The organism is Acinetobacter sp. XH1741 (assembly GCF_041021895.1).
Lineage (GTDB): Bacteria > Pseudomonadota > Gammaproteobacteria > Pseudomonadales > Moraxellaceae > Acinetobacter.
Genome location: NZ_CP157428.1, coordinates 1,915,793 through 1,938,363, shown reverse-complemented (window position 1 = coordinate 1,938,363; position 22,571 = coordinate 1,915,793). Strand labels below are relative to the sequence as shown.

The window sequence follows — 22,571 nt, the reverse complement described above, 5'->3', positions numbered from 1 at the left end:
TAAAACTAATATCAAAAATGCATCATTTCAATTGCAAGAAACCGCACATGGTGTGCGGCTTCTTGCAGTTTTAAGTTTAAAAACTCAATATTTTATGATCTAAACTTGAGCCACTTCACGAGCAATCACCAAACGTTGAATGTCTGAAGCGCCTTCATAAATTTGGCTTACACGGACATCACGATAAATTCTCTCAACAGGGAAATCACTAACGTAGCCATAACCACCATGAATCTGAATGGCATCCGAACATACTCTTTCAGCCATGGTTGATGCAAAGAGTTTTGCCATCGAGGCTTCTTTTAAACATGGTAGCCCTGCATCCTTTAAAGTTGCAGCATGTAAAACCAGCTGATGTGCCGCTTCAATCTGAGTTGCCATATCTGCTAAGCGAAAGCCAACCGCCTGATGCTGGACTAACTCTACGCCAAAGGCCTTACGCTCGTTTGCGTATTGCACGGCTGCATCAAAAGCAGCTCTTGCCATACCAACAGATTGAGCCGCAATACCAATACGCCCAGCCGCTAAATTAGATAGCGCAATTTTATAACCTTCGCCCTCTTGTCCTACCAAATTTTCTAAAGGAATTCGGCAGTCCTCTAGCGTAATGGTTGCTGTGTCCGAGGCATGTTGACCCATTTTGTCTTCAATACGAGTCACTAAGTAACCTTGTGTATTGGTTGGTACAAGAAAACACGAAATGCCTTTTTTACCAGCGTGTTTATCTGTGACCGCAAATACCAAAGCCACTTGAGCATTTTTACCACTGGTAATAAATTGCTTTACACCATTGAGTACCCAATGGTCACCGTCTCGCTCGGCTTTACATAAAATCGCGCTTGCATCGGAACCGACATGTGGCTCAGTTAAACAAAAGCATCCTAGCCATTCGCCAGAAGCAAATTTTGGCAAATAGGTTTGTTTTTGCTGCTCAGAACCATAAGCTAATGTAATACCGCAAATCAATGAATTTTGAACACTTACGATTGTCGAAATAGCACCATCACCTGCGGCAATTTCTTCAATGGCAAGCACCAAAGAGACATAGTCCATTCCAGCACCGCCCCATTCATCGGGTACAGTCATCCCCATAGCGCCTAGAGCACCTAAATCTTTTAATTCCTGAGCAGGAAATTCATGGGTTTTATCACGATGTGCAGCTGTTGGTTTTAACTGATTTTGCGAGTAATTACGCATCATCTCCTGAACCATACTTTGCTCAGCGTTTAGAATCATTTCAACATCCTTATTTTTATTATTTTGCTGCCATGCGAATTGCACCATCTAAACGGATAACTTCACCATTTAAATAGGAATTTTCAGCAATGTGGGCGACCAAACGAGCAAATTCTTCTGGCTTTCCTAAACGCGATGGATACGGCACCATTTGACCTAAAGCATCTTGTACATTTTGTGGCATGCCCTTAAGCATTGGAGTTTCCATAATACCCGGGGCAATAGTCATAATACGAATAGCATGGCGCGCAAGCTCACGCGCAATCGGCAATGTCATGGCCACAATAGCGCCTTTAGATGCGGAATAAGCCGCTTGACCAATTTGACCGTCAAATGCTGCAACTGAAGCAGTGTTTACAATTACACCACGGTCCTCTTCGCCTGCTTCAACCGTATTTTTACTCATTGCCTCTGCTGCAAAACGCAGCATGTTAAATGTACCAGTGACATTAATTTGGAGCATCTTTGCAAATAACCCCAAATCATGAACACCTTCACGGCCAACCACTTTTGCAGAAGGGCCAATACCCGCACAGTTTACTAAGCCATGCAAACGACCATGTTTTACTAAAATATCTTTAAAGAACTGTTCAGCAGCAGCTTCATCGGTTACATCAAGTTTTACAAAGTCAGCTTTTGGCCCCAACTGTTTTACTTGCTGCTCGCCTGCTTCTACATTCATGTCGACCAATGTGACTGAGGCACCGAGCTTCACTAAATACTCAGCTGTAGCAGCACCTAAACCAGAGCCACCACCTGTAATCACGAAATGTTTCCCTTGAATTTTCATTATTTACTATCCTATAGAAATGTTCTTTAACTTTAGTTGTGAGAGTAAAAGTTGTTGTTTTCCGATACAATTTCAAAAAGCCTCAAAATGCTTGCAGCTTTTGATCAATCCAAATTTTAAATATGAAATATTTCACTTGAAATATATGAAGAAAATATGAGTCTTTGACATGGTTGTCCAATCTTCTTTAAGTAAAGGCACAATTTCGATTGCACTAGTACATGAAGCACTGAGTACGGCTTATGCCAAAGGCCTAAATACACAAATAATTCTAAATAAAGCAGGCATTCCCGCTGAATTACTGATGTCTCCAAAGGCTCGTGTACCTGTTACGACATATGCCCAATTATGGATAGAGCTTGCCAACGCCATGAACGATGAGTTTTTTGGTATGGATAGTCATCCCATGCGTCGTGGCAGCTATAAGTTATTGACTAAACTTGTCAGTACGGCCGAAACTTTAGAAAAGGCCCTCTACGATATTTTGAAGTTTTTTAACTTTGTGCTTGATGACATGCGCGGAGAATTAATACGAGATCAAGAAAAAGCTTATTTGCTGATTCATGATCGTGAACAACCTAAACGCATGTTTAGCTATGCAACTTTTTTAATATTAGTACACGGACTTATGTGCTGGTTAGTAGACCAACGAATTGGCTTAAATAGTATTAGAGTACGTTGTCCTAAACCGAGCGATATTCAGGATTATCTCGTACGTTTCGGTGAAGATATTCAATTTAATGCCGAGATAAATCGAGTTGAATTCGATGCCCACTATTTAGATATTAAAATTAAAAAAGATAAAAAAGCGCTTTATGATTTTTTAGAACAAACTCCACAAAATCTTTTAGTTCGCTTTAAAAATGAAAATGCCTTGAGCGTTCTTATTCGTCGTCATTTATTGAAACTCCACCCCGCCCAATGGCCCGAACTCAAAGATGTTGCAAAACAACTCAATATTTCAGAAGCCACCATTCAACGCCGTCTGAAACATGAAGGAGTCAGTTATCAACAAATTAAAAATGAAATCCGCTGTGATATTGCGGTTGAACGTTTAAGTAAAACGAATGACTCAATACATGACATTAGTGAAGATTTAAGCTTCCAAGACCCAAGTGCATTTCACCGTGCCTTTAAAAAATGGACTGGCGTCAGTCCAGGTGCATATCGAGATAATTTAACTGCCCACAAGCAATAAAATCCATACTCAACGAAGCTTAAGACATAAAACCTTAAACTTATGATATTTATGTCTTTTAAATTCAATATTTCAGATAAGTGTATTACTCAAAACTTAATAATCACTATAGAAACAGTAATTTATAATTTTATTTAAACTTTTATCTTTCAATCTGATTTATAAATCAAAATAACTCAGTTTGGAAGCAACCGAAGCCATGCAAGGATGCTCTATTATTTGTTCCGGTTCTATTTTTATTATGTCTTTCAAATCAAAATTTTCTATACCAAAGACTATATTAGCATCAACATTGGGGTTTGTATTTGCTTCATCTGCTTTCGCAGCGATTCCAACTACGTTTAAACTCGACTATGCCTATTATGCTCCAACCAGTTTAGTCGTAAAGGACCAAAAACTTCTTGAAAAAGCGCTGCCCAATACCCAAATTAAGTGGGTATTTAGTCAAGGGAGTAATCGCTCACTAGAATATCTCAACAGTAATAGTATCGATTTTGCATCTACCGCTGGATTGGCAGCTGTATTAAGCAAAGCAAATGGTAGCCCAATTAAAACTGTCTATGTACAAAGCCAGCCCGAATGGACCGCTCTTGTTGTCGCAAAAAATTCACCCATTAAAAGTCTAAAAGACTTAAAAGGTAAAAAAATCGCAGCCACCAAAGGAACAGACCCTTTCTTATTTACTCTACAAGCACTAGATACGGTAGGCTTGAATAAACGAGATGTACAACTGGTCCATTTACAGCATCCAGATGGCAAAACGGCGTTAGAACGTGGTCAAGTCGATGCTTGGGCTGGGCTTGATCCATTAATGGCTTCAGCTCAAATTCAATCGGGTGCCAAATTACTTTATCGTAATGTAGCATTTAATAGTTATAGTGTACTTAGCGTAAAAGAAGACTTTGCAAAGCAAAGCCCAGAAGCTGTTGAAGCCGTTATTAAAGCCTATGAACAAGCCCGAAAATGGGCAAAAGCCAATCCAGATAAAGTAGCAGCTCTTTTAGCTCAAGAATCAAAACTTCCTCTCCCTGTCGCTAAACTACAATTAAGCCGTACCAATTTTGATCAAAATATTCCATCAGCAACTCAAGCACAAGCACTGAAACGTTCAGGTAAAATTTTGACTGAAGAAGACTTGGTAAGAAAAGGCACTAATGTCAATCAAGTGGTTGATCAGTTGTTAGACCCACGTTTTGCTCAAAAAGTCGTGAAGTAATATATGAGTGATTCATTTAACAAAGCTGAGCTAAATCAGTTACTAGCTCAGCAAGCTTTAAAATCTCAGAAAAAGCATTTAAACAACAAATTTATACGTTGGTTTAAAGCACTACTTATTCCAGTCATCTTTTTAGTGGGTTGTGAGTTTTTAGTTAGAAATGGCTATATCGATGCTTATTTACTCCCTGCACCTAGCAGCTTATGGCAATCTTTTTTAGATTTAGTTCATAGTGATCTATTTACCCATATTTATATGAGTACATGGCGTGTATTCGTGGGTTTTATTATAGGAAGTGGTTTAGGTTTAATTTTTGCGATTTGGGTTGGCTTAAGTAAAGAAGCAGAAGCTTATTTAGAACCAACTTTTTCAGCTATTAAGTCAATCCCAAGTCTTGCATGGATTCCACTTTTATTACTTTGGTTAGGAATTGACGAAGGTTCTAAAATTACATTAATTGCCATTGGAGCTTTTTTCCCAACTTATACCAATACAGTTGCAGCAATTCATAACGTAGATAAAAAGCTCATTGAAGTTGGAAAAGTTTATCGGCTTAGTGCTTTTCAGCGGATTATATCTATTATTTTACCGGCAGCATCTCCAGGCATTTTAACTGGCTTACGCAATAGCTTAAGCTTATCTTGGATGTTTATGATTGCAGCTGAACTGATTGCGGCCACTCAAGGAATTGGCTATTTACTCAGTGATGGCCGAGAAACGTCTCGACCTGATATTGTTATCATTGCAATTATTTTATTGGCGTTGCTAGGTAAAGTAACCGATAGCTTAATGAAACTTATAGAAAACTGGCTATTACGTTGGCGCGATACACTACAGAAATAACTTTAAATCCAGCATGCCAAAGTGACCCGATCATTCTGACCATAGTCTTGAATGGTTTTAATCTGACTAAAACCATGCTCTGCAAAAATATGTCGAACTGCTTGCCCCTGATCATAACCATGCTCAAGTGCAATCCAGCCTTGTGGTTTTAACCAGTTTTTACCTTGAGAAATAATAATTTCAATATCAGCCAGTCCCTGATGATCTGCAACCAATGCACGGCGCGGTTCTGTTGCCAGAGCTTGCATGTGTTCATCTTCAGGGTTAATGTACGGCGGATTAGAAACTATTAAATCAAACTTTTGTAGTTCGAGTGCCTCAAACCAAGCGCCGCAAGCAAATTTCACACGTTGCAAATCATGTGATTGAGCATTTTCTTTTGCAACTTCTAAAGTAGGCGCATAAATATCAGTTGCCGTGACTTGCCAATCTGGACGTTCACTCGCTAAAGCAAGTGCAATCGCCCCTGTCCCCGTTCCCAAATCCACAATATTTGCGTTATTTGGCAAATTTAGATTTAAAACGGTTTCAACTAAAACTTCAGTATCAGGTCGTGGCACTAAAGTATCGGAAGTCACTTTTAAATCGAGCGTCCAAAATGGCTGTGAACCTGTTACATAAGCTAAAGGTTCACCATTTTGAATACGCTTAAGGCTAGACAAATAATCTTGTTCTTGCTGGACTGTTAACTCTTGCTCAAGTCTAAACTTTAATTCAAGTGAATTGATTTTTAGAAAATGCTCAAGTAACCAAGCATTCTCCTGTCGTTCATAACTGTCAGGCTCACCACGAATTGCAAGCGCTTGAGCAATATTCATTAGCCGCCATTTTCCTGTGCAAGCATCGCAAGCTGATCTGCCTGATATTCACGATGCAAGCTATCGAGTAATTCAGTTAAATCACCTTCCATAATCGCATCTAACTTATATAAAGTGAGGTTAATACGATGGTCTGTCATCCGCCCTTGTGGGTAGTTATAAGTACGGATACGTTCAGAACGGTCACCAGAACCCACTAAATCACGGCGCATTTCAGAAGTAGCTGCATCAGCTGCTGCACGTTTCGCATTTTCTAAACGCGATACCAAAAGAGCCATCGCTTTGGCTTTGTTTTTATGTTGTGAACGTTCTTCTTGGCATTCAACTACTGTACCGGTTGGAATGTGAGTAATACGTACTGCCGAATCAGTTTTGTTAATGTGCTGACCACCCGCACCTGACGCACGGTAAGTGTCAATACGTAAATCTGCCGGATTAATTTCAACATTCGTATCAACATCAATTTCAGGCAAAATCGCAACTGTACAAGCTGAAGTATGTACACGCCCTTGTGATTCAGTTGCAGGAACACGTTGTACTCGGTGAGCACCACTTTCAAATTTTAAGCGGCCATAAACGCCGTCACCATCTACGCGGCAAATGACTTCTTTAAAACCACCATGCTCGCCTTCATTTTCAGAAAGTACTTCAATACGCCAATTTTGTGTCTCGGCATATTTACTGTACATGCGGAATAAATCACCAGAGAAAATTGCAGCCTCATCCCCACCTGTTCCAGCGCGAATTTCTAAATAAGCTGCATTAGAGTCATTTGGATCTTTTGGAATCATCAAAATATTGAGTTGGCTTTCTAATTCTTCAAGCAATGTTTTATTTGCTTGAATTTCTTCTTCCGCCATATCTTTAAAGTCTGGGTCCGCCTTCATCATTTCAGCAGTTTCAATGTCTTCTTCTGCTTGACGGTATTTGCCCCAAACTTCGGTAATTTCAGATAAATCACTATGTTCACGAGACAATTTACGGAAACGTTTGTTATCGGAGATCACTTCAGCATCTGCAAGCAATGCGGTAAGTTCTTCATGACGATCACAGAGTTGATCAAGTCGTAAACGGAGTGACGCTTTCATAAGAGGAAATATCTCAAAAGTCCAAAAAACTTATCTCGATAAATATAAGAAGATAAGCCAAATCATAAAAATAGCGCATAGTTTACAGATTATGCTGCTTAAATGACATATATAATCCTTTAATTCATTAACTTTAGGTAGCAATAAACTTTGTCTTCTTTTTAACTGGATATGGATTAAATTGTATATTCATCTCCTCAAATGCTTATCACCTACTTTAAATAATTTTTATTAGTTAGTTTTTAGATAATATTGGTGGTTTTACATCCGTTTTTAATAGAAAACATACAAAGAAATTACTAAACTCCAATAATCAAATGATGGTTCTCCACATTTGAAGAGAAGCGTTTTGTTACATTTGTTGTAACGAAAGATATAAGGTCCTGCAACTGGGGACACGGAGTAAATGATGAAATTAAATGCCTTATTATGTAGTGCTGTTTTAGCAACTTCGATGGCAACTGTAGCACATGCAGACAACACAACTCACGTAGCAGCTGCTTCTGCTTTAGGTAGTGTTGCAGGTACTGCAATTGGTAAAAGCATGGGTGGTACATCTGGCGCAACAATTGGTGCTGCTTTAGGTGGTGCTGGTGGTGCAGCAGTTGCAAGTGACCGTCGTCACCGTACAGAATCTGCAATTGGTGGTGGCTTAGGCGGTGGTGCTGGCTATACTGTTGGTAAAAGCATGGGCGGTACAAATGGCGGTTATATTGGTGCTGCTCTAGGTGCTGCTGGTGGTGGTGCTTTAGGTAATAAAATTTCTAAAGACCGCGATTCTTCTAAACACTGGAAGAAAAGACATCGTCATCACCGCTAATCACAGCGATGTAATTGATTTAAAAACACCTTCGGGTGTTTTTTTATTTTGAGAACTATCTTTGCTTAAGACAAGTTGTTCATGATTTATTCACATCTTAATAGAAACGATACAAAGCAGACACAAAACTATCGTATCGATATGGGGCTTCTCCATAATTTTCACGAAATTTTTAATTACATTTAGCTCAAGACATACAGATTGCTCCTTAATGAAAAGGGCATGGAGTTCCAAAATGAAAATGAATATTTGGTTAGCAAGTGCATTAATCGCAACTTCTTCAATGGTGAGTGTTGCACATGCGGATAATGGTACACGTGTTGCAGCAACTTCAGCCCTCGGTAGTATTGTAGGTACAGCACTCGGTAAAAGTATGGGTGGCACAACTGGTGCGACTATTGGCGCAGCTTTAGGTGGCGCTGGTGGTGCAGCTGCTGCAAGTGACCGTCGTAATCGTACAGAAGCTGCGATTGGTGGTGCATTAGGTGGTGGTGCTGGCTATAACGTCGGTAGAAATATGGGCGGTACCAACGGTGGCTATATTGGCGCCGCTGTAGGTGCAGCTGGTGGTTCTGCTCTAGGTCGTAAAGTTGGTCAAGACCGTAACTATGATGACCGTTATGACCGTCGTTATGATCGTGATGACCGCCGTTACGATCGTCACTATAGAGAAGACCGTCGTTACAATGACCGTGCTTATTATCGTCATGATAATGGCTTACACCGTGGTTGGTATAAACACGACTAATGGTATCCAGATATCAAAAAGCACCCTAGCGGTGCTTTTTTATTTGTGTATTAAATTTATATCGAAATAAAACGATATACATGCGCCTCTTTATATCGTATTATTTCGATATAACGTTTTTTGAGAATATCGCATGCGATCACTTCAAGACACCAAGTTTTCAATTTTGGAGCTTGCTCCCATCCGTGATGATAAAACCACTGAGTTTTCATTGCGTCATGCTTTAGAGCTCGCTCAACATGCAGAAAAATTAGGTTATGACCGTTTTTGGCTTGCAGAACATCATAATATGGATGGAATTGCGAGTTCAGCAACCGCTGTTTTACTTGGCTTTATCGCGGCTCATACCCAGCGCATTCGTTTAGGTTCAGGTGGTATCATGCTACCAAACCATGCCCCTTTAGTAGTTGTAGAACAATTCGGTACCTTAGCTACCTTATATCCAAATCGTATTGAACTAGGCCTAGGTCGTGCTCCGGGTACAGATCAGCTCACCATGCGTGCTTTACGTCGCGGGCATCAGGAAACAGAAGATCAGTTTCCTAGAGATGTTGTCGAAATTTTGCAATATTTTAACGCCCCTCAAGCAGGTCAAAAAATTATTGCTACACCAGGCCAAAACACACATGTGCCAGTCTGGTTATTAGGTTCAAGCTTATTTAGCGCACAACTAGCAGCCAGACTAGGATTACCCTACTCATTTGCATCGCATTTTGCTCCACGTATGCTTGGTCAAGCCATTGAGCTTTATCGTGAAAATTTCGAGCCATCTGAATATTTAGATAAACCGTATGTTTCAATGGGTGTGCCAGTTGTCGTTGCAAACACAGATGAAGATGCACAGTTTTTAGCAACCAGTGCTTATCAACGCGTCTTAGGCTTAATTCGCGGTGAAAGCTTAAAACTCAAACCGCCAGTTGAATCCATGCAGGGACTATGGAACACAGCAGAACAGCTTTCTGTTGAAAATTTCTATCAGATGGCCCAAATTGGTTCAGTTGAAACTGTACGTTCAGGTTTACAAAAGCTTTTGAGTAAATATGAAGTCGATGAGTTTATTTTTACTTGTGATGTATATGATACAAATAAACGTTTAGACAGCTTTACTCAATTAATGCAAGTAAAATCAGCAAACTAACTAACACCGAAGATCTCATGCTTGAGCGTATATCAGGCATGAGGTAACCACCTATCTGAAAAGACTTTACCCAAACTCCTCACTTGGTTATTTATATTAAAACGATAAAAACATCATAAATGAAAAACCAAAAGGACTTTTGAAAAATGACTATTAACCTAAAAAATAATGCTGCTAAATCAGCTACTTTTCAAAATATAGTTCAAGATTTTGATGCATTTACTGGTCAAATTCTATTATCGAATGTACTTAAAGAATTTGATTTTTCTCGTTTAAATGTAGCCATTATTGGAACGGATCAGGAAACCGTAACGCATTTAGAAAAAATTTGCCAACAAGCCAACTTTGTAACTGTGTTTCAAATTACGCCGCATTTTATTTTGCCCCATAGTCAAATCGGCATACATCGATTAATCACTCACCCGCTTATTGCAAAAAACCGGAGGCTGTTCAACAACCGTATTAAAAGTATCTTGGCTTTACGTTTTCTTGAAACTCACGTGAGTGAAACGTGGCTTAAACGTCTTTTGACGCCTAACATAGCAAAAGCCAATAAAACATTTTTTAAATCTGACAACTACTATACCGCGCTACAAAGATCAAATTGTAAGCTGCAAACATGGCCAGTCGTAAAAATTACCCAAACGGCTATTTATAGTATGGATGGGACACAACATTCTGTTGATGTAATTATTAGAACGGCATCTTAAAAATAAAAAAGCATGGTTAATATAACCATGCTTTTTTTAACTCATCTCAAATCATATTTTATTAAATGACCATGATCATCATAATGTAAGACAACACGCTGAGCCTGTTGTAACTCTGATAATGACGCTGTACTCACCCTAAATTGTGAAGCCAATAACTCAACAGAACTATTGGGAGCCTTGCTACGGCGATCATCGCCGTGAAATCTAAGCCAATTATAACTTGCCCATAAAATGAGTACCAAAGCACTTACGCATATTAAAAGAAGTAAATGCAGCAAAGTCTTTACTTCCGAAATATTATCTACCCATACATAGTCATAAATGAGATGGCCTTCGAAAAACCACAAAAATAATGAGACAAGTGGAAAAAGCAACCACATCAGACAAAACCAGCCAATTGTCTGTAAAGTATAGTTTGCGGCTTTATTTTTCACATATTCAGGTTGGTCAATATAGTCAGGTATATCCAAGACTTCTACTTCAGTACTTTTTTCATTTTTCATGAATTATCTCCACGGAAACCTCGGTCTGGGCTAACCCAACGAGCACGCTTTTTCGTGTTAAATATAGTTTTAGGTACTGCAACAACACTGGTAAACAGGGTGAGTAGCCAGAAAAACAATGGGTACCAAATTACCCAAAAATAATTCCTAAAAAATCGGCCACGATCATAACGATGGTCTATCCATAAACTTACTAAAAACTGGACAAGACATGTTCCACCTAATATCACGCCATACCACTGAGGCATCAGTGAATTAATCTGAAATTGCTGAGGCAAATCAAAGAACAATCCTACAAAAAATAGAATAAAGATCAAAATCATGACATATGACCAAACAATGCTGACCAAAGCTTCCAGCATAACGGGCCACATACGGCGCAGACGAATTTTGAACATTTTAGGGATGTATTCTAATAATACTTCCACTCCACCTTGTGCCCAACGTAAACGCTGCTTCCAAAGACCCTTAAAAGTTTCAGGCATATAAATATAACAAAGTGCTTGCGGAATATATTGGATATCCCAATGGTCCATTTGAAGCTTCCACGAGATATCAATATCTTCAGTAATTTTGTCATCAGACCAGAAACCAACACGGACCAAGGCAGTTTTTCTAAATGCTACAATGACACCCGATACCGTAAAAATACGTCCATACGTACGCTGTGCCCGTTTAATTAATCCAATAATTGAAGAAAACTCACCCACCTGTAATTTTCCTAAAATACTTGAGCGATTTAAAATTCTAGGATTACCCGTAACGGCACCAATTCGCGGGAAGTTTAGAAATGGTTGCATGAGCCAAAGAACAGCATGCGGATGCAGCAAAGCATCTCCATCAATACAAACTAAATATTCGTATTTACTCACCAATACACCCGATTTTAAAGCTACTGCCTTACCTTGGTTTTCTGCCAAGTGTACGACCCGCAATCGAGTATCTTGAGCTGCAAGTTCATCAAGAATTTCTGCCGTTCTGTCACTACTACCATCATTGACAGCAATAACTTCAAAATTTGGATATTTTGTTTGCAAGGCATAGCGAATAGTTTGCCGTACCTGTGCTTCTTCATTAAAACAAGGAATAATAATACTGCACCCTTCATTTGAGGGTTCAGGTAACTGCTGTTCATGATATTCCCGTTTAAAGAAAAACCAGAGACCACCTACCATCCATGTCCAAGCCATAAGTAGCGGATATAAAAAGGCAAAAGCAAATAGAATATCGAGGAATACTCTCATTACTTTTTCCCCTCAGTCGCTAGACCAGCAAAGGGTTGAAACATTACAGAGCTCGAATTTAAGCTGAGCGGGTTATATAAGTAGTTGTGGACATTTTTTGCGTTTTCGGTGTTATAGCCATCAACACCAAATTTTTGAATACCTATACGCTGAATATCAAACATTCCTTGTTTCACTTCTTGCCAAGCATTTTGCTGATCATTTTCTGGCAATGCTAAAGTCAGCATAATTCTTTGCTTATATTTTTTATCAAGCGTATTTAAAAGTTCTAGGGCTTGTTTAAATTGTTTTTGCTTACCCACAATATTAAATTTTAAATTCACCAAATCATGTTGGGTTAATAGTGATTTTAAAAGCACTGGTAAATTTTCAACATGCTCCAAATCAGGGGTCAGCAACAAACTAAACTGAGCCTGATTACTCATATTTAAATAAGGCTTCACGGCACTTTGGGTCAATTGACTTACTTGAGCCAATTGCTTTACTTGTTCAACACAACTGTTTTCTTTTAGAGTCACATTTTGCATTGCACAATTTAGAGAGTTTCCTGCATTGAGCTGGATACCACTTAAATTACTATTGAAACGTGCAATATCTTTGGCTAAGTCTGCCACCAAAAACGGTTTATTTTTTTGCGGATATGCGGGCAATTCTAAAATAACCGCCTGCCCTGCACGAGTTTGTGCCTGCCATAAACTACGGTTTAAAATATCTTGCTTAATCGGTAATTGAGTTGTTGGAAAATAAGCAACATCATATTGCCCATCTCCGTCCTGATCATCTAAAGGCTTCAATACCAGTGTATTGTTTTTTAAGCTATAGAGATTGGATAACAGTCCCCCTAGTTTTTGATCTGACTGAGTATTGGTTGAAGCAGATAATTGTTTTAAATCCATACTCACAAAGTGTTTTGGTTGCTTATATAAATCTTTATCTGCAGAGTTCAGAATACTCAGTAATGTCTCAGACAATTGTTCGGCTGTAGCGTTATCAACCATAAGCGTACGTTTAAAGGTCAGATCATTAATCTGATTTATCCCATCACGCCCTAGACTAAAAGAAAAAGTGAAACCCGCTTGCTGAGCTAGTTTTTCCAACTGCTGATTTACGGCGCCATAAGGCCATACAATCGCTTTAGATTCCACACCCAACTCTTTTTTCAACACATCATGAGATTTTTTTAAATCTTTCAAAACACGTTGCTGATATTCAAGGTCTGTTTCATAACGCGATTGTGATTTTAAATACATATAAGTAGTTGCTGCGGGTTGTTCGTTCCCTTGAGGGTTAGCCAATACGCCATGATGCAAATCATCACTATGACTTGCAAACTCAGCTAAACCGGATGCTTGCATTTCTCGAACTTGTTTCCAATTGACCAAATTTCCTTGCCCATATGCCTCATAGCCAGCTTTTGTATTACCATTTAGCCAACTGGTCGGGAGCGCAAATACTGCCGGAATCTGATATTGCTTGAGCAATGGAAATATACGACTGTAACTACTTAAAGCACCATCATCAAAAGTTAATAAAATAGCGTTATGAGGTAGCTCCTTACCTTTCTGACGTGCCTCTTCAATATCTTTTAAGCGAACGGGCTTCCAGTCAGATTGGCTGAGCCAGTCAAAGAATTGTGCTAGATTTTTAGTTTGAATCGCATAAATATCCCGGTCTCCCTCTTTTAAAACATCATCTCTGACATCATGAAAAGCTAAAGTCACCGTATTATTTTTTGGTAAATCTTTTTCCATCTGGGCATATGCACATTGCAGAGGTAACAATGTTGAAGCCAAAGCACAGCTCAACATTTTCGACAATAAATTATTCATTAAAAACGCCCTTCAAATCCGAAAATACCATAGGTATGTTGTTCACCATGTCCATCGTAAGGGTGATATTGCCAACCCACTCCATAATTGAGTTGCCATGTACGTGATAGCTGCCATTGGTGTTGGTATTGCAAAGAATAGGTTGGCTTAGTCGAGTAATCAGCCTGTTTATATAGACCTACTCCAGCCTCAAAATGCTGTTTAAATGAGCGCTCATACTCACGCCAAGTGACCCAGTCATGGCTTAAGTTCAGCTCAGCGCTGTAATGAGAACTTGGACTAAAATAAGCAGTTTGATCTTGACTGTTACTGCCGTAAAAACCACGAACGGTGCCGTAAGTTATGTGATGTGGTGCAGCAAATAACTTTTCGCGCCAGAAAGTTGAAAATTCTTGTTGTTTATTACCATCACTAATATCAGTCAAACCATAACTTGCGCCAATCTGACGAGATTCATCTTTTTGCCATGTCAAAGCAGCTCGGTAAGATTGACCATCCTCCCCTGCATCAATAGCTTGTAGAGGAATGTCTGCCTGACTGTTATATTGCAATTGATACTGCCAGTGATCGTTTAACCACTGCGACCAATCAAGACGAATACCAGCTTGTCCGCCGTCTGTACCTTGCGAAAAAATCGCTGACAATGCTTTACGGTTTGCTTGCCATTCTGCACCAACACCATAACGCTGGTTATCGACATCACCAAAACGATATTCTCCGTAACGATCTTGATGCCAAGCAAATAACCGATAATTATCTTTTATCCAAGGACTATTAAGACGCGTCTCCATTTCTCTGTCTTTTAAGCCGTTTTGCCCACTGACAGCATCACTATTATCCGCCTTACTTTGTCCCCAAGTCGTTGAGTGCGAAATGGTGGCTCTATTACGGTCATCTAATTCTTTTCGACTTTTAATCACTCCTGTATCTTCAGGATAATATTGCAAAAGGCTTTCTGTATTTTTACGCCATTCTGGAATATCGCCTAAAGCTTGAGCATTTTGCATTTGGTTAACACGCGTATCTTTAGCGACTGGATCTAAACCATTTAAACGAGAAATTGTTTTTTTAGCTTCTAAAGGCTTTTCTCTCCAGCGCTCAACACGTGCGAGGTTATTTACCAAACTTTCATTAGCAGGTGCTCGTTCTACCAATTTTTTAAAATGATTTTCAGCTTGATCTAAATGGTTGGCATAGGCTAAATGCATCCCTTGCAAAGCAATATAATCGTCACGATCAGGATGACTGGTTTTGTCTACACCTTTAGCCTGACTATATTTATAGGTAGGGATAAGATGATCAACCTCGGTTAGAAGCTGTTCCGCTTCCTTATATTTTTCTTGTTCGATATAAGAATAATACAGTCCCGTATACACGGTCATATCTGCATAATTCTTTTCCGTTAAAAGTGTTTTATAAGCAAGCTCGGCCTGCTTTGGTTTTTGCTCAGTCAAATAACTATCAGCAATTGCATGACGTACATATGCTGGTAATTTCTCAATGGGAAGATTTAACTGCGTAAAGTTATCTAAGACTGCTTTTGCACGACCTCTAAAATCTAACGCGTATAAATAATCGTAATGAAATTTTAAATAGTTAGGATCAGTAGTTTTCATCTGCTGTTGCATTTTTTGACCCTGCATCAGCACTGCATCTAATTCGGCGAAACTTTCCGTATCAGATAAACCTTGACGATTTAGATACTTATAACGCGCAATTGCATTATTTACATGTTGAGAAAATTCACTCACTTGTAAAGTCTGCTGTAATTGCTCTATTTGCTCATTTTTTTCACTTGACTGTAATAATTGCTGGGCTTTTTTATATGCTCCTACAGCGATTAAGTCATAAACATATTCTTGTAAAACTGATGAAGATTTCGGTTGTTGCTGATAAGCATGCTCAATTGTAGTTAAAGCATCTACAGGTAAATTTAATAATCGGTAAGCATAGGCAACTCGTACTAACTGATCAGCAGTTAAACCTTTAATATTGATGTTCGATAACTGAGTTTTCGCATTTGCTGTGTCCTGAGCTTCAGCATACAAAACCGATAATAAAATACGCCCATCAACTGACTTTTGAATATTGAACTTATTTGACCAATCAATTGCAGTTTTAAAGTGTTTAAAATCACGGAAATTTTGAATTAAAGGTAGCTGTGCATATTCTGGAAAATTCACATAATTAATATTTCCCAAAAAATATGAAAAACTCATTAGGTCCTTTTTTTCACTGGACATAATAACGAAATAATCCGCAAGCAATTTTTGGTCATGTGGATTATTTTTTAACAATTGATCTAGTTGAGATACAGCTTGTTGCGTTTGTCCTGCTCTATAATTTTGAATAGCTTGCTCACGTAATACATCAACTTGAGCTGCGTATAAATGAATTGGTAAGAGATATACCAATGAAAAAACACATTTTTTTAGCATTTTGATAATCGGATAGTCCCATATCGAGATGAGAAATTATAGTTAAAATTGAATATTTAATCTCACAAAAAACAAATAGTGTGACCTATTTATCATTTTTTAAATTTTAAAAATAAATTTTAGTTTTTGAACAAATATTTAGAAAAAATAAATAATTAGAGTTTTTATTCTTCTTTTTATCCCATACATTTCGTTTCAAAAAGCTAATTTTATCTCACAAACTTAATGTAAAAAGTCTACGTGCCGATAACTAATTAGAAACCATTTATTAACTTAGTGTTTTATATTTAAAACTTTTATTTTTATTGTGTTTTATTTTTTAAACCATTCAATTTGTTCATATCAACAACATTCAAATTGAATGGTTAAAATAAATATTTGATTTAATTAACCGATACGACGTTTTAAACCAGTCATTTGTAAAATACGAGTAGAAATTTCTTCAATTGACATTTCCGTTACATTTAAATATTTAATTCCTTCAGAAATATAAATACCTTCAATCGCTCTTAATTCCATTTGACACTGACTAAAACTTGCATATCGACTATTTGCTTTACGCTCACTTCGGATCGCAACTAAACGCTCCGCATCAATCATTAAACCAAAGAGTTTGCTACGGTGCTGTCTAAGTACAGCCGGCAGACGGTTATCATCTAAATCTTCTTCTGTTAAAGGATAGTTAGCAACACGGATACCAAACTGTAAAGATAGATAAATCGAGGTCGGTGTTTTACCAGAACGAGACACACCAATTAAAATTAAATCAGCTTTGTCATAATGACGAGTACGTGCTCCATCATCGTTATCAAGTGCGAAATGAACAGCATCAATACGGGCTTTATAATATTCAGAATCGGTTACCGCATGTGTTTGTCCAACCAATGTTGTTGGTGGTGTTCCTAGTTCTTGCTCTAGCTTACTAATTAATCCTTCAAACACATCTAAATTAACTGCTTTAGCCGTATTAATGATTTCTCGCACATGCGGATCAACTAACGTATCAAATACTAATGGTAAGCACCCATCTCTGTTTTGACATTGATTAATCTCAACCACAACCGCCATTGCAGCTTCTTCAGTTGTGATATAAGGCATAATGTGAATATCAAAATCTACATTAGGAAATTGGGCTAATAACGAATGTCCAAGAGTCTCGGCAGTAATTGCAGTTCCATCAGAAATAAAAAAAACACTCCGCTTATACTGTTTACTTTCTGACATTAAAATTCTCCTTAAACATTTGTCTTAGTGCTATATAATCTTTATAGTAAACTGATCTTACATGACTGTCGCTTAGTAAAATTCTCAACTAAGCACTTTATTTTTTTAATTTCATGCCAAGATAGACATTAATACTGCAAAAGTGGAGTGAAAACTTTGGAAGCGCGCGTAATCGGTCTAGAAAAATTAGGGAAACACGATGTCGAACTCGTAGGTGGGAAAAACTCATCTTTGGGTGAAATGATCAGCCATTTATCAAATGCTGGTGTATCGGTACCTGGTGGTTTTGCAACAACTGCTGAGGCCTATCGTGAGTTCTTAGACCAAAGCGGTCTTAACGCTCGAATTCAAGCAGAACTTGCACAGCTTAACGTTGATGACGTAAATGCACTTGCAGAAACAGGCGCTAAAATTCGTCAATGGATTGTAGAGACTCCACTCACTGCAACCCTAGAACAAGAAATTCGCGCCGCTTTTACAACACTTTCTAACGGCAACCCTGATATCGCGGTTGCCGTTCGTTCATCTGCAACTGCTGAAGATTTACCAGATGCATCTTTCGCGGGTCAACAAGAAACTTTCTTGAATATTCGCGGTATTGAGAACGTACTTATTGCCATCAAAGAAGTATTTGCTTCTTTATATAACGACCGTGCAATTTCTTACCGTGTGCATCAAGGTTTTGATCATGACGTTGTTGCACTTTCTGCTGGTGTTCAGCGTATGGTTCGTTCTGAAACTGGCGCTGCGGGTGTAATGTTTACCCTTGATACAGAATCTGGTTTCCGTGATGTTGTATTTATTACTGCATCTTACGGTTTAGGTGAAATGGTTGTACAAGGTGCCGTTAACCCTGACGAATTCTACCTCTCTAAACCATTATTAAATGCGGGTAAACATGCGGTATTACGCCGTAACCTCGGTTCTAAACACCAAAAAATGATTTATGGTGAAGAAGGTTCAGCAGGTAAATCAGTTGTTGTTGTAGACGTTGAAAAACAAGAGCGTCAACAATTCGCATTAAATGACCACGAATTACAAGAGTTAGCTAAGCAAGCACTTATTATTGAACAGCACTATGGTGCTCCAATGGATATCGAGTGGGCAAAAGATGGTGACGATGGTCAAATCTATATTGTTCAGGCTCGCCCGGAAACCGTAAAGAGTCGTCAGAATGTCGGCACAATGGAACGCTACCTACTCAAACAAAAAGGTACTGTACTTTGTGAAGGTCGTTCAATTGGTCAACGTATCGGTTCTGGTAAAGTCCGTATTGTTAACTCAATTAAAGAAATGGATAAAGTACAAGACGGTGACGTACTTGTATCAGACATGACTGACCCAGATTGGGAACCAGTAATGAAACGTGCAGCTGCTATTATCACTAACCGTGGTGGCCGTACTTGTCACGCTGCAATTATTGCCCGCGAACTGGGTGTGCCTGCAATTGTAGGTTGTGGTAACGCAACTGAAGTATTAACTGATGGTCAAGAAGTTACCGTTTCTTGTGCAGAAGGTGATACTGGTTTCATCTATGAAGGTGCATTAGATTTTGAAGTTCAACGTAACTCTGTTGAATCTATGCCTAAGCTTTCATTCAAAATCATGATGAACGTAGGTAACCCTGACCGTGCCTTTGACTTTGCTCAAATTCCAAATGAAGGCATTGGCCTTGCTCGTCTTGAGTTCATTATTAACCGCATGATCGGTGTACACCCGAAAGCTCTTCTCAACATTGAAAGCTTGCCTCGTGAAACTCGCGCTGCCGTAATGACCCGCACAGCTGGTTATGCTTCACCTGTAGAATTCTATGTTGAAAAGCTAGTTGAAGGTATTGCAACACTTGCAGCTGCATTTGCTGACAAACCTGTCATTGTTCGTATGTCTGACTTTAAGTCAAACGAATATGCAAACCTCATTGGTGGTAAGTTATACGAGCCAGAAGAAGAAAACCCAATGTTGGGCTTCCGTGGTGCAAGCCGCTATGTATCTGATAACTTCCGTGACTGTTTCGAACTCGAATGCCGTGCACTTAAGAAAGTTCGTGATGAAATGGGTTTAACCAACATCCAAATCATGATTCCTTTCGTACGTACCGTATCTGAAGCAAAACGCGTAATTGAGTTACTTGCTCAAAATGGCTTAAAACGTGGTGAGAACGGCTTAAAAGTTATCATGATGTGTGAATTACCAACTAACGCGTTGTTAGCTGAACAATTCCTTGAGCACTTCGATGGCTTCTCAATCGGTTCTAATGACTTAACTCAGTTAACACTTGGTCTTGACCGTGACTCAGGTATTGTTTCTCACCTATTTGATGAACGTGATGCTGCTGTAAAAGCTCTTCTTTCTATGGCGATTCATGCTTGTCGTAAAGCAGGTAAATATGTGGGTATCTGTGGTCAAGGGCCATCTGACCATCCTGATCTTGCAAAATGGTTAATGGAACAAGGTATTGAATCAGTGTCGCTTAATCCTGATTCGGTTTTAGATACATGGTTCTTCCTTGCTGAAGAAAAAATCAAGCAAATCTAATTTGTTATAGAAAAAGACCCATCCGTGGGTCTTTTTTCATCTTTAGAATAGAGAATTTTTACTTATGCAAATTTACTTGGCACGTAATAATCAACAAGCTGGGCCTTATACCTTAGAACAACTAAATCAAATGTTGGCAAGCCAACAAGTTTTATTGACTGATTTAGCTTGGCATGAAGGCATGACAGAGTGGAAAGCTTTAGGAGAATTAACCCAAGGTAAACTTGTATATCAACCTACAGGTTATTCTGCTTTTTCAGCAAATATAAACACGCCTTACAATGAGACAATTCAGCAAATTCGTGTAGAAACTAAAACACATGAACTTGCCTCAATTCCCTCTCGTGCGCTTGCAAAAATTATTGATTTATTACTTTGGCTTCCTATTGCAGCTATACCTTCATTTTTCTTTAACGAAGCTCAATATAAACAACTTTTTGAGTTACAAAAGCAGATGCAATCTGCAGAAGTAGCATCAACTAAAGCAGCTGAACTTCAACAACAGCTTTTTACACTCATCCCAATTGAAGCATGGCATACAATGTTACTTTATGTAGTAATAATGCTCGCTATTCAAGCTTTCATGTTGACCAAATTCGGGCAAAGTATTGGTAAAAAAATTGTTGGAATTAAAATTGTTGATGCCGAAACGAATGGTAAAGTTAATCTAACACGCATCTTCTTATTAAGAAGTATCGTCTTCATTATTTTGAACTTACTGTTTATGCCTATTAGTACAATTATTGACTATGCTTTTGCATTAGGGCAAAAAAGACAAGCTCTACATGACAAAATTGCAAGAACAAAAGTGATCAAATGAGTGTGAATGACTCATTCATTTAAAGTCTAAAAAAAAGGAGGCACCCCGCCTCCTTTTTTCTATAGGGAATTGATATTTAAATAAAAGCTCTATGCAGATTCAATACCCTACAAAAAAAATCGGGTTTTAAAACAATTATTTCAAGCTGCTTTATGTGTAGCTTAGTTTGTCGATATGAGGCATAATGCCCTACAACGTAGCGGTGTCACATGATTGAGAAGTCTAAACTTTAAGACTAGCGTTCTCAATCATGCGACACTTTAATCGCTATCCCATATTTAATTAGGGAATGGGACTCTTCACCGAGGTTGTAAAATGAGACAAACGATTTTAGCTGTATTGTCTTTATCAACGCTTGCCGCACTTTTGACTGGGTGTGGTGGTGATATGGTACTTCTAAACTCTAAAGGTCCAGTTGGTCAAGGTCAAAGTGACCTTATGATGACTGCGATCTATTTAATGTTACTTGTGGTGATTCCATCAATCATCATGGCATTATGGTTTGGTTGGAAATATCGTGCGTCAAATAAAGATGCAGACTATAAACCTACATGGGCACACTCAACTGCAATTGAAGTTGTAGTATGGGGTATCCCTGTCATTATTATTGGTATTTTAGCTTGGTTAACTTGGTGGGGTTCCCACAAGTATGACCCATACCGTCCTTTAGAATCAGATAAAGCACCTTTAACTATTCAGGTTATTGCTGAACAGTTCAAGTGGATCTTTATTTATCCTGAACAAAACATTGCGACTGTTAACGAAGTACGTTTCCCAGAAAAAACTCCGTTAAGTTTCAAAATCACGTCTAACTTCACAATGAACTCATTCTTCATTCCGCAGTTAGGTGGTCAGATTTACGCAATGGCAGGTATGCAAACTCACCTTCATTTGTTAGCAAATGAAACTGGTGTATATCGTGGTTTCTCTTCTAACTACTCAGGCTATGGTTTCTCTCAAATGCGTTTCAAAGCGCATAGCGTTACAGAGCAACAATTTAACGAATGGGTAGCAGCTGTTAAAGCAGGTAATGGTTCGACTATTAATCCAGAAGCAGTTCAAAAAACTACGCTTGACCAAGCTGAATTGGCAACCTTACGTGATGGCGACCGTTCTAAGCACCAAATCGAGCATTTAGTAAATCGTGCTAAAGCTGCTGGTGACCAAGAAGCGCTTGCTAAAGCAGAAGCGATGAAACCGTTCCCGACTAAGCCACACCCTGTGACTTATTACTCTTCAGTTGAACCACAATTGTTTGAAACAATTATCAACCGGTATATGAGTAACTATCATGGTGCTGACCACTCTGCTGCACATGCAACAGCTGACACTCATGCTGCAGCTGAACACGCTGCTCAAGGGGAATAAGA

The 22,571-nt window shown here is 38.7% G+C and carries 19 protein-coding genes; 10 read left to right on the top strand and 9 right to left on the bottom strand.

The window, feature by feature from the left end:
- Positions 1 to 99: 99 nt before the first annotated feature.
- Positions 100 to 1,236 (bottom strand): acyl-CoA dehydrogenase family protein, encoded by a 1,137-nt coding sequence (locus ABLB96_RS09235; protein WP_348897614.1) that lies wholly within the window; start codon positions 1,234 to 1,236, stop codon positions 100 to 102.
- Between the two features lie 19 nt (positions 1,237 to 1,255).
- Positions 1,256 to 2,026: a 3-hydroxyacyl-CoA dehydrogenase gene (locus tag ABLB96_RS09230; protein ID WP_348897616.1), complete on the bottom strand. Its 771-nt coding sequence runs from the start codon at positions 2,024 to 2,026 to the stop codon at positions 1,256 to 1,258.
- A 169-nt stretch (positions 2,027 to 2,195) separates the two neighbouring features.
- Between ABLB96_RS09230 and ABLB96_RS09225 the strand changes: the two genes are divergently transcribed.
- The 3 genes from ABLB96_RS09225 to ABLB96_RS09215 all read left to right on the top strand — a co-directional run bounded on the left by ABLB96_RS09225 (position 2,196) and on the right by ABLB96_RS09215 (position 5,283).
- Positions 2,196 to 3,224, top strand: a complete 1,029-nt coding sequence (locus tag ABLB96_RS09225) for an AraC family transcriptional regulator (protein ID WP_348897618.1) — start codon at positions 2,196 to 2,198, stop codon at positions 3,222 to 3,224.
- A gap of 241 nt (positions 3,225 to 3,465) precedes the next feature.
- Positions 3,466 to 4,440 (top strand): aliphatic sulfonate ABC transporter substrate-binding protein, encoded by a 975-nt coding sequence (locus tag ABLB96_RS09220; RefSeq protein WP_348897620.1) that lies wholly within the window; start codon positions 3,466 to 3,468, stop codon positions 4,438 to 4,440.
- A gap of 3 nt (positions 4,441 to 4,443) precedes the next feature.
- Positions 4,444 to 5,283 carry an ABC transporter permease gene (locus ABLB96_RS09215; RefSeq protein WP_348897622.1) on the top strand — a complete coding sequence of 280 codons (840 nt, stop codon included), beginning with the start codon at positions 4,444 to 4,446 and terminating at the stop codon, positions 5,281 to 5,283.
- A 2-nt stretch (positions 5,284 to 5,285) separates the two neighbouring features.
- Here the strand turns inward: ABLB96_RS09215 and prmC are convergent, their stop codons facing one another.
- Entirely contained in the window at positions 5,286 to 6,101 is an 816-nt protein-coding gene (gene prmC, locus ABLB96_RS09210; RefSeq protein WP_348897624.1) for a peptide chain release factor N(5)-glutamine methyltransferase, read from the bottom strand.
- A complete protein-coding gene (prfA, locus tag ABLB96_RS09205) occupies positions 6,101 to 7,189 on the bottom strand; it encodes a peptide chain release factor 1 (RefSeq protein ID WP_348897626.1) in 1,089 nt (362 codons plus the stop codon). Before prfA ends, prmC begins: the two co-directional genes overlap by 1 nt.
- Positions 7,190 to 7,598: 409 nt before the next feature.
- Here prfA and ABLB96_RS09200 point away from each other — a divergent pair, with 409 nt between their 5' ends.
- From ABLB96_RS09200 to ABLB96_RS09185, 4 genes are all read left to right on the top strand, one after another.
- Positions 7,599 to 8,009 carry a hypothetical protein gene (locus tag ABLB96_RS09200; RefSeq protein WP_348897634.1) on the top strand — a complete coding sequence of 137 codons (411 nt, stop codon included), beginning with the start codon at positions 7,599 to 7,601 and terminating at the stop codon, positions 8,007 to 8,009.
- A gap of 235 nt (positions 8,010 to 8,244) precedes the next feature.
- Positions 8,245 to 8,757, top strand: a complete 513-nt coding sequence (locus ABLB96_RS09195) for a hypothetical protein (protein ID WP_348897627.1) — start codon at positions 8,245 to 8,247, stop codon at positions 8,755 to 8,757.
- A gap of 133 nt (positions 8,758 to 8,890) precedes the next feature.
- On the top strand, positions 8,891 to 9,895 hold the full coding sequence (locus ABLB96_RS09190; protein WP_348897628.1) for an LLM class flavin-dependent oxidoreductase: 1,005 nt from the start codon (positions 8,891 to 8,893) through the stop codon (positions 9,893 to 9,895).
- A 146-nt stretch (positions 9,896 to 10,041) separates the two neighbouring features.
- Complete coding sequence (locus ABLB96_RS09185; RefSeq protein WP_348897629.1) at positions 10,042 to 10,605, top strand: flavoprotein; 564 nt, start codon at positions 10,042 to 10,044, stop codon at positions 10,603 to 10,605.
- Between the two features lie 41 nt (positions 10,606 to 10,646).
- Here ABLB96_RS09185 and pgaD read toward each other — a convergent pair whose 3' ends face one another.
- From pgaD to ABLB96_RS09160, 5 genes are all read right to left on the bottom strand, one after another.
- Entirely contained in the window at positions 10,647 to 11,111 is a 465-nt protein-coding gene (gene pgaD / locus ABLB96_RS09180; protein ID WP_348897630.1) for a poly-beta-1,6-N-acetyl-D-glucosamine biosynthesis protein PgaD, read from the bottom strand.
- The gene (pgaC, locus tag ABLB96_RS09175) at positions 11,108 to 12,355 is read right to left on the bottom strand and encodes a poly-beta-1,6-N-acetyl-D-glucosamine synthase (protein ID WP_348897631.1); all 1,248 of its coding nucleotides are present in this window, start codon (positions 12,353 to 12,355) and stop codon (positions 11,108 to 11,110) included. The genes pgaD and pgaC overlap by 4 nt, the downstream gene beginning before the upstream one ends.
- Positions 12,355 to 14,184 (bottom strand): poly-beta-1,6-N-acetyl-D-glucosamine N-deacetylase PgaB, encoded by a 1,830-nt coding sequence (pgaB, locus tag ABLB96_RS09170; protein ID WP_348897632.1) that lies wholly within the window; start codon positions 14,182 to 14,184, stop codon positions 12,355 to 12,357. The genes pgaC and pgaB overlap by 1 nt, the downstream gene beginning before the upstream one ends.
- Complete coding sequence (pgaA, locus tag ABLB96_RS09165) at positions 14,184 to 16,622, bottom strand: poly-beta-1,6 N-acetyl-D-glucosamine export porin PgaA (RefSeq protein ID WP_348897633.1); 2,439 nt, start codon at positions 16,620 to 16,622, stop codon at positions 14,184 to 14,186. Before pgaA ends, pgaB begins: the two co-directional genes overlap by 1 nt.
- 387 nt (positions 16,623 to 17,009) lie before the next feature.
- Positions 17,010 to 17,846, bottom strand: a complete 837-nt coding sequence (locus ABLB96_RS09160; protein WP_348897873.1) for a pyruvate, water dikinase regulatory protein — start codon at positions 17,844 to 17,846, stop codon at positions 17,010 to 17,012.
- A gap of 147 nt (positions 17,847 to 17,993) precedes the next feature.
- Between ABLB96_RS09160 and ppsA the strand changes: the two genes are divergently transcribed.
- From ppsA to cyoA, 3 genes are all read left to right on the top strand, one after another.
- Positions 17,994 to 20,381 carry a phosphoenolpyruvate synthase gene (ppsA, locus tag ABLB96_RS09155; protein ID WP_348897872.1) on the top strand — a complete coding sequence of 796 codons (2,388 nt, stop codon included), beginning with the start codon at positions 17,994 to 17,996 and terminating at the stop codon, positions 20,379 to 20,381.
- Between the two features lie 64 nt (positions 20,382 to 20,445).
- Complete coding sequence (locus ABLB96_RS09150) at positions 20,446 to 21,201, top strand: RDD family protein (protein WP_348897871.1); 756 nt, start codon at positions 20,446 to 20,448, stop codon at positions 21,199 to 21,201.
- Positions 21,202 to 21,516: 315 nt separating this feature from the next.
- Positions 21,517 to 22,569, top strand: coding sequence for a ubiquinol oxidase subunit II (cyoA, locus tag ABLB96_RS09145; protein WP_348897870.1), 1,053 nt, complete (start codon positions 21,517 to 21,519; stop codon positions 22,567 to 22,569).
- The last annotated feature ends 2 nt before the right edge of the window (positions 22,570 to 22,571 follow it).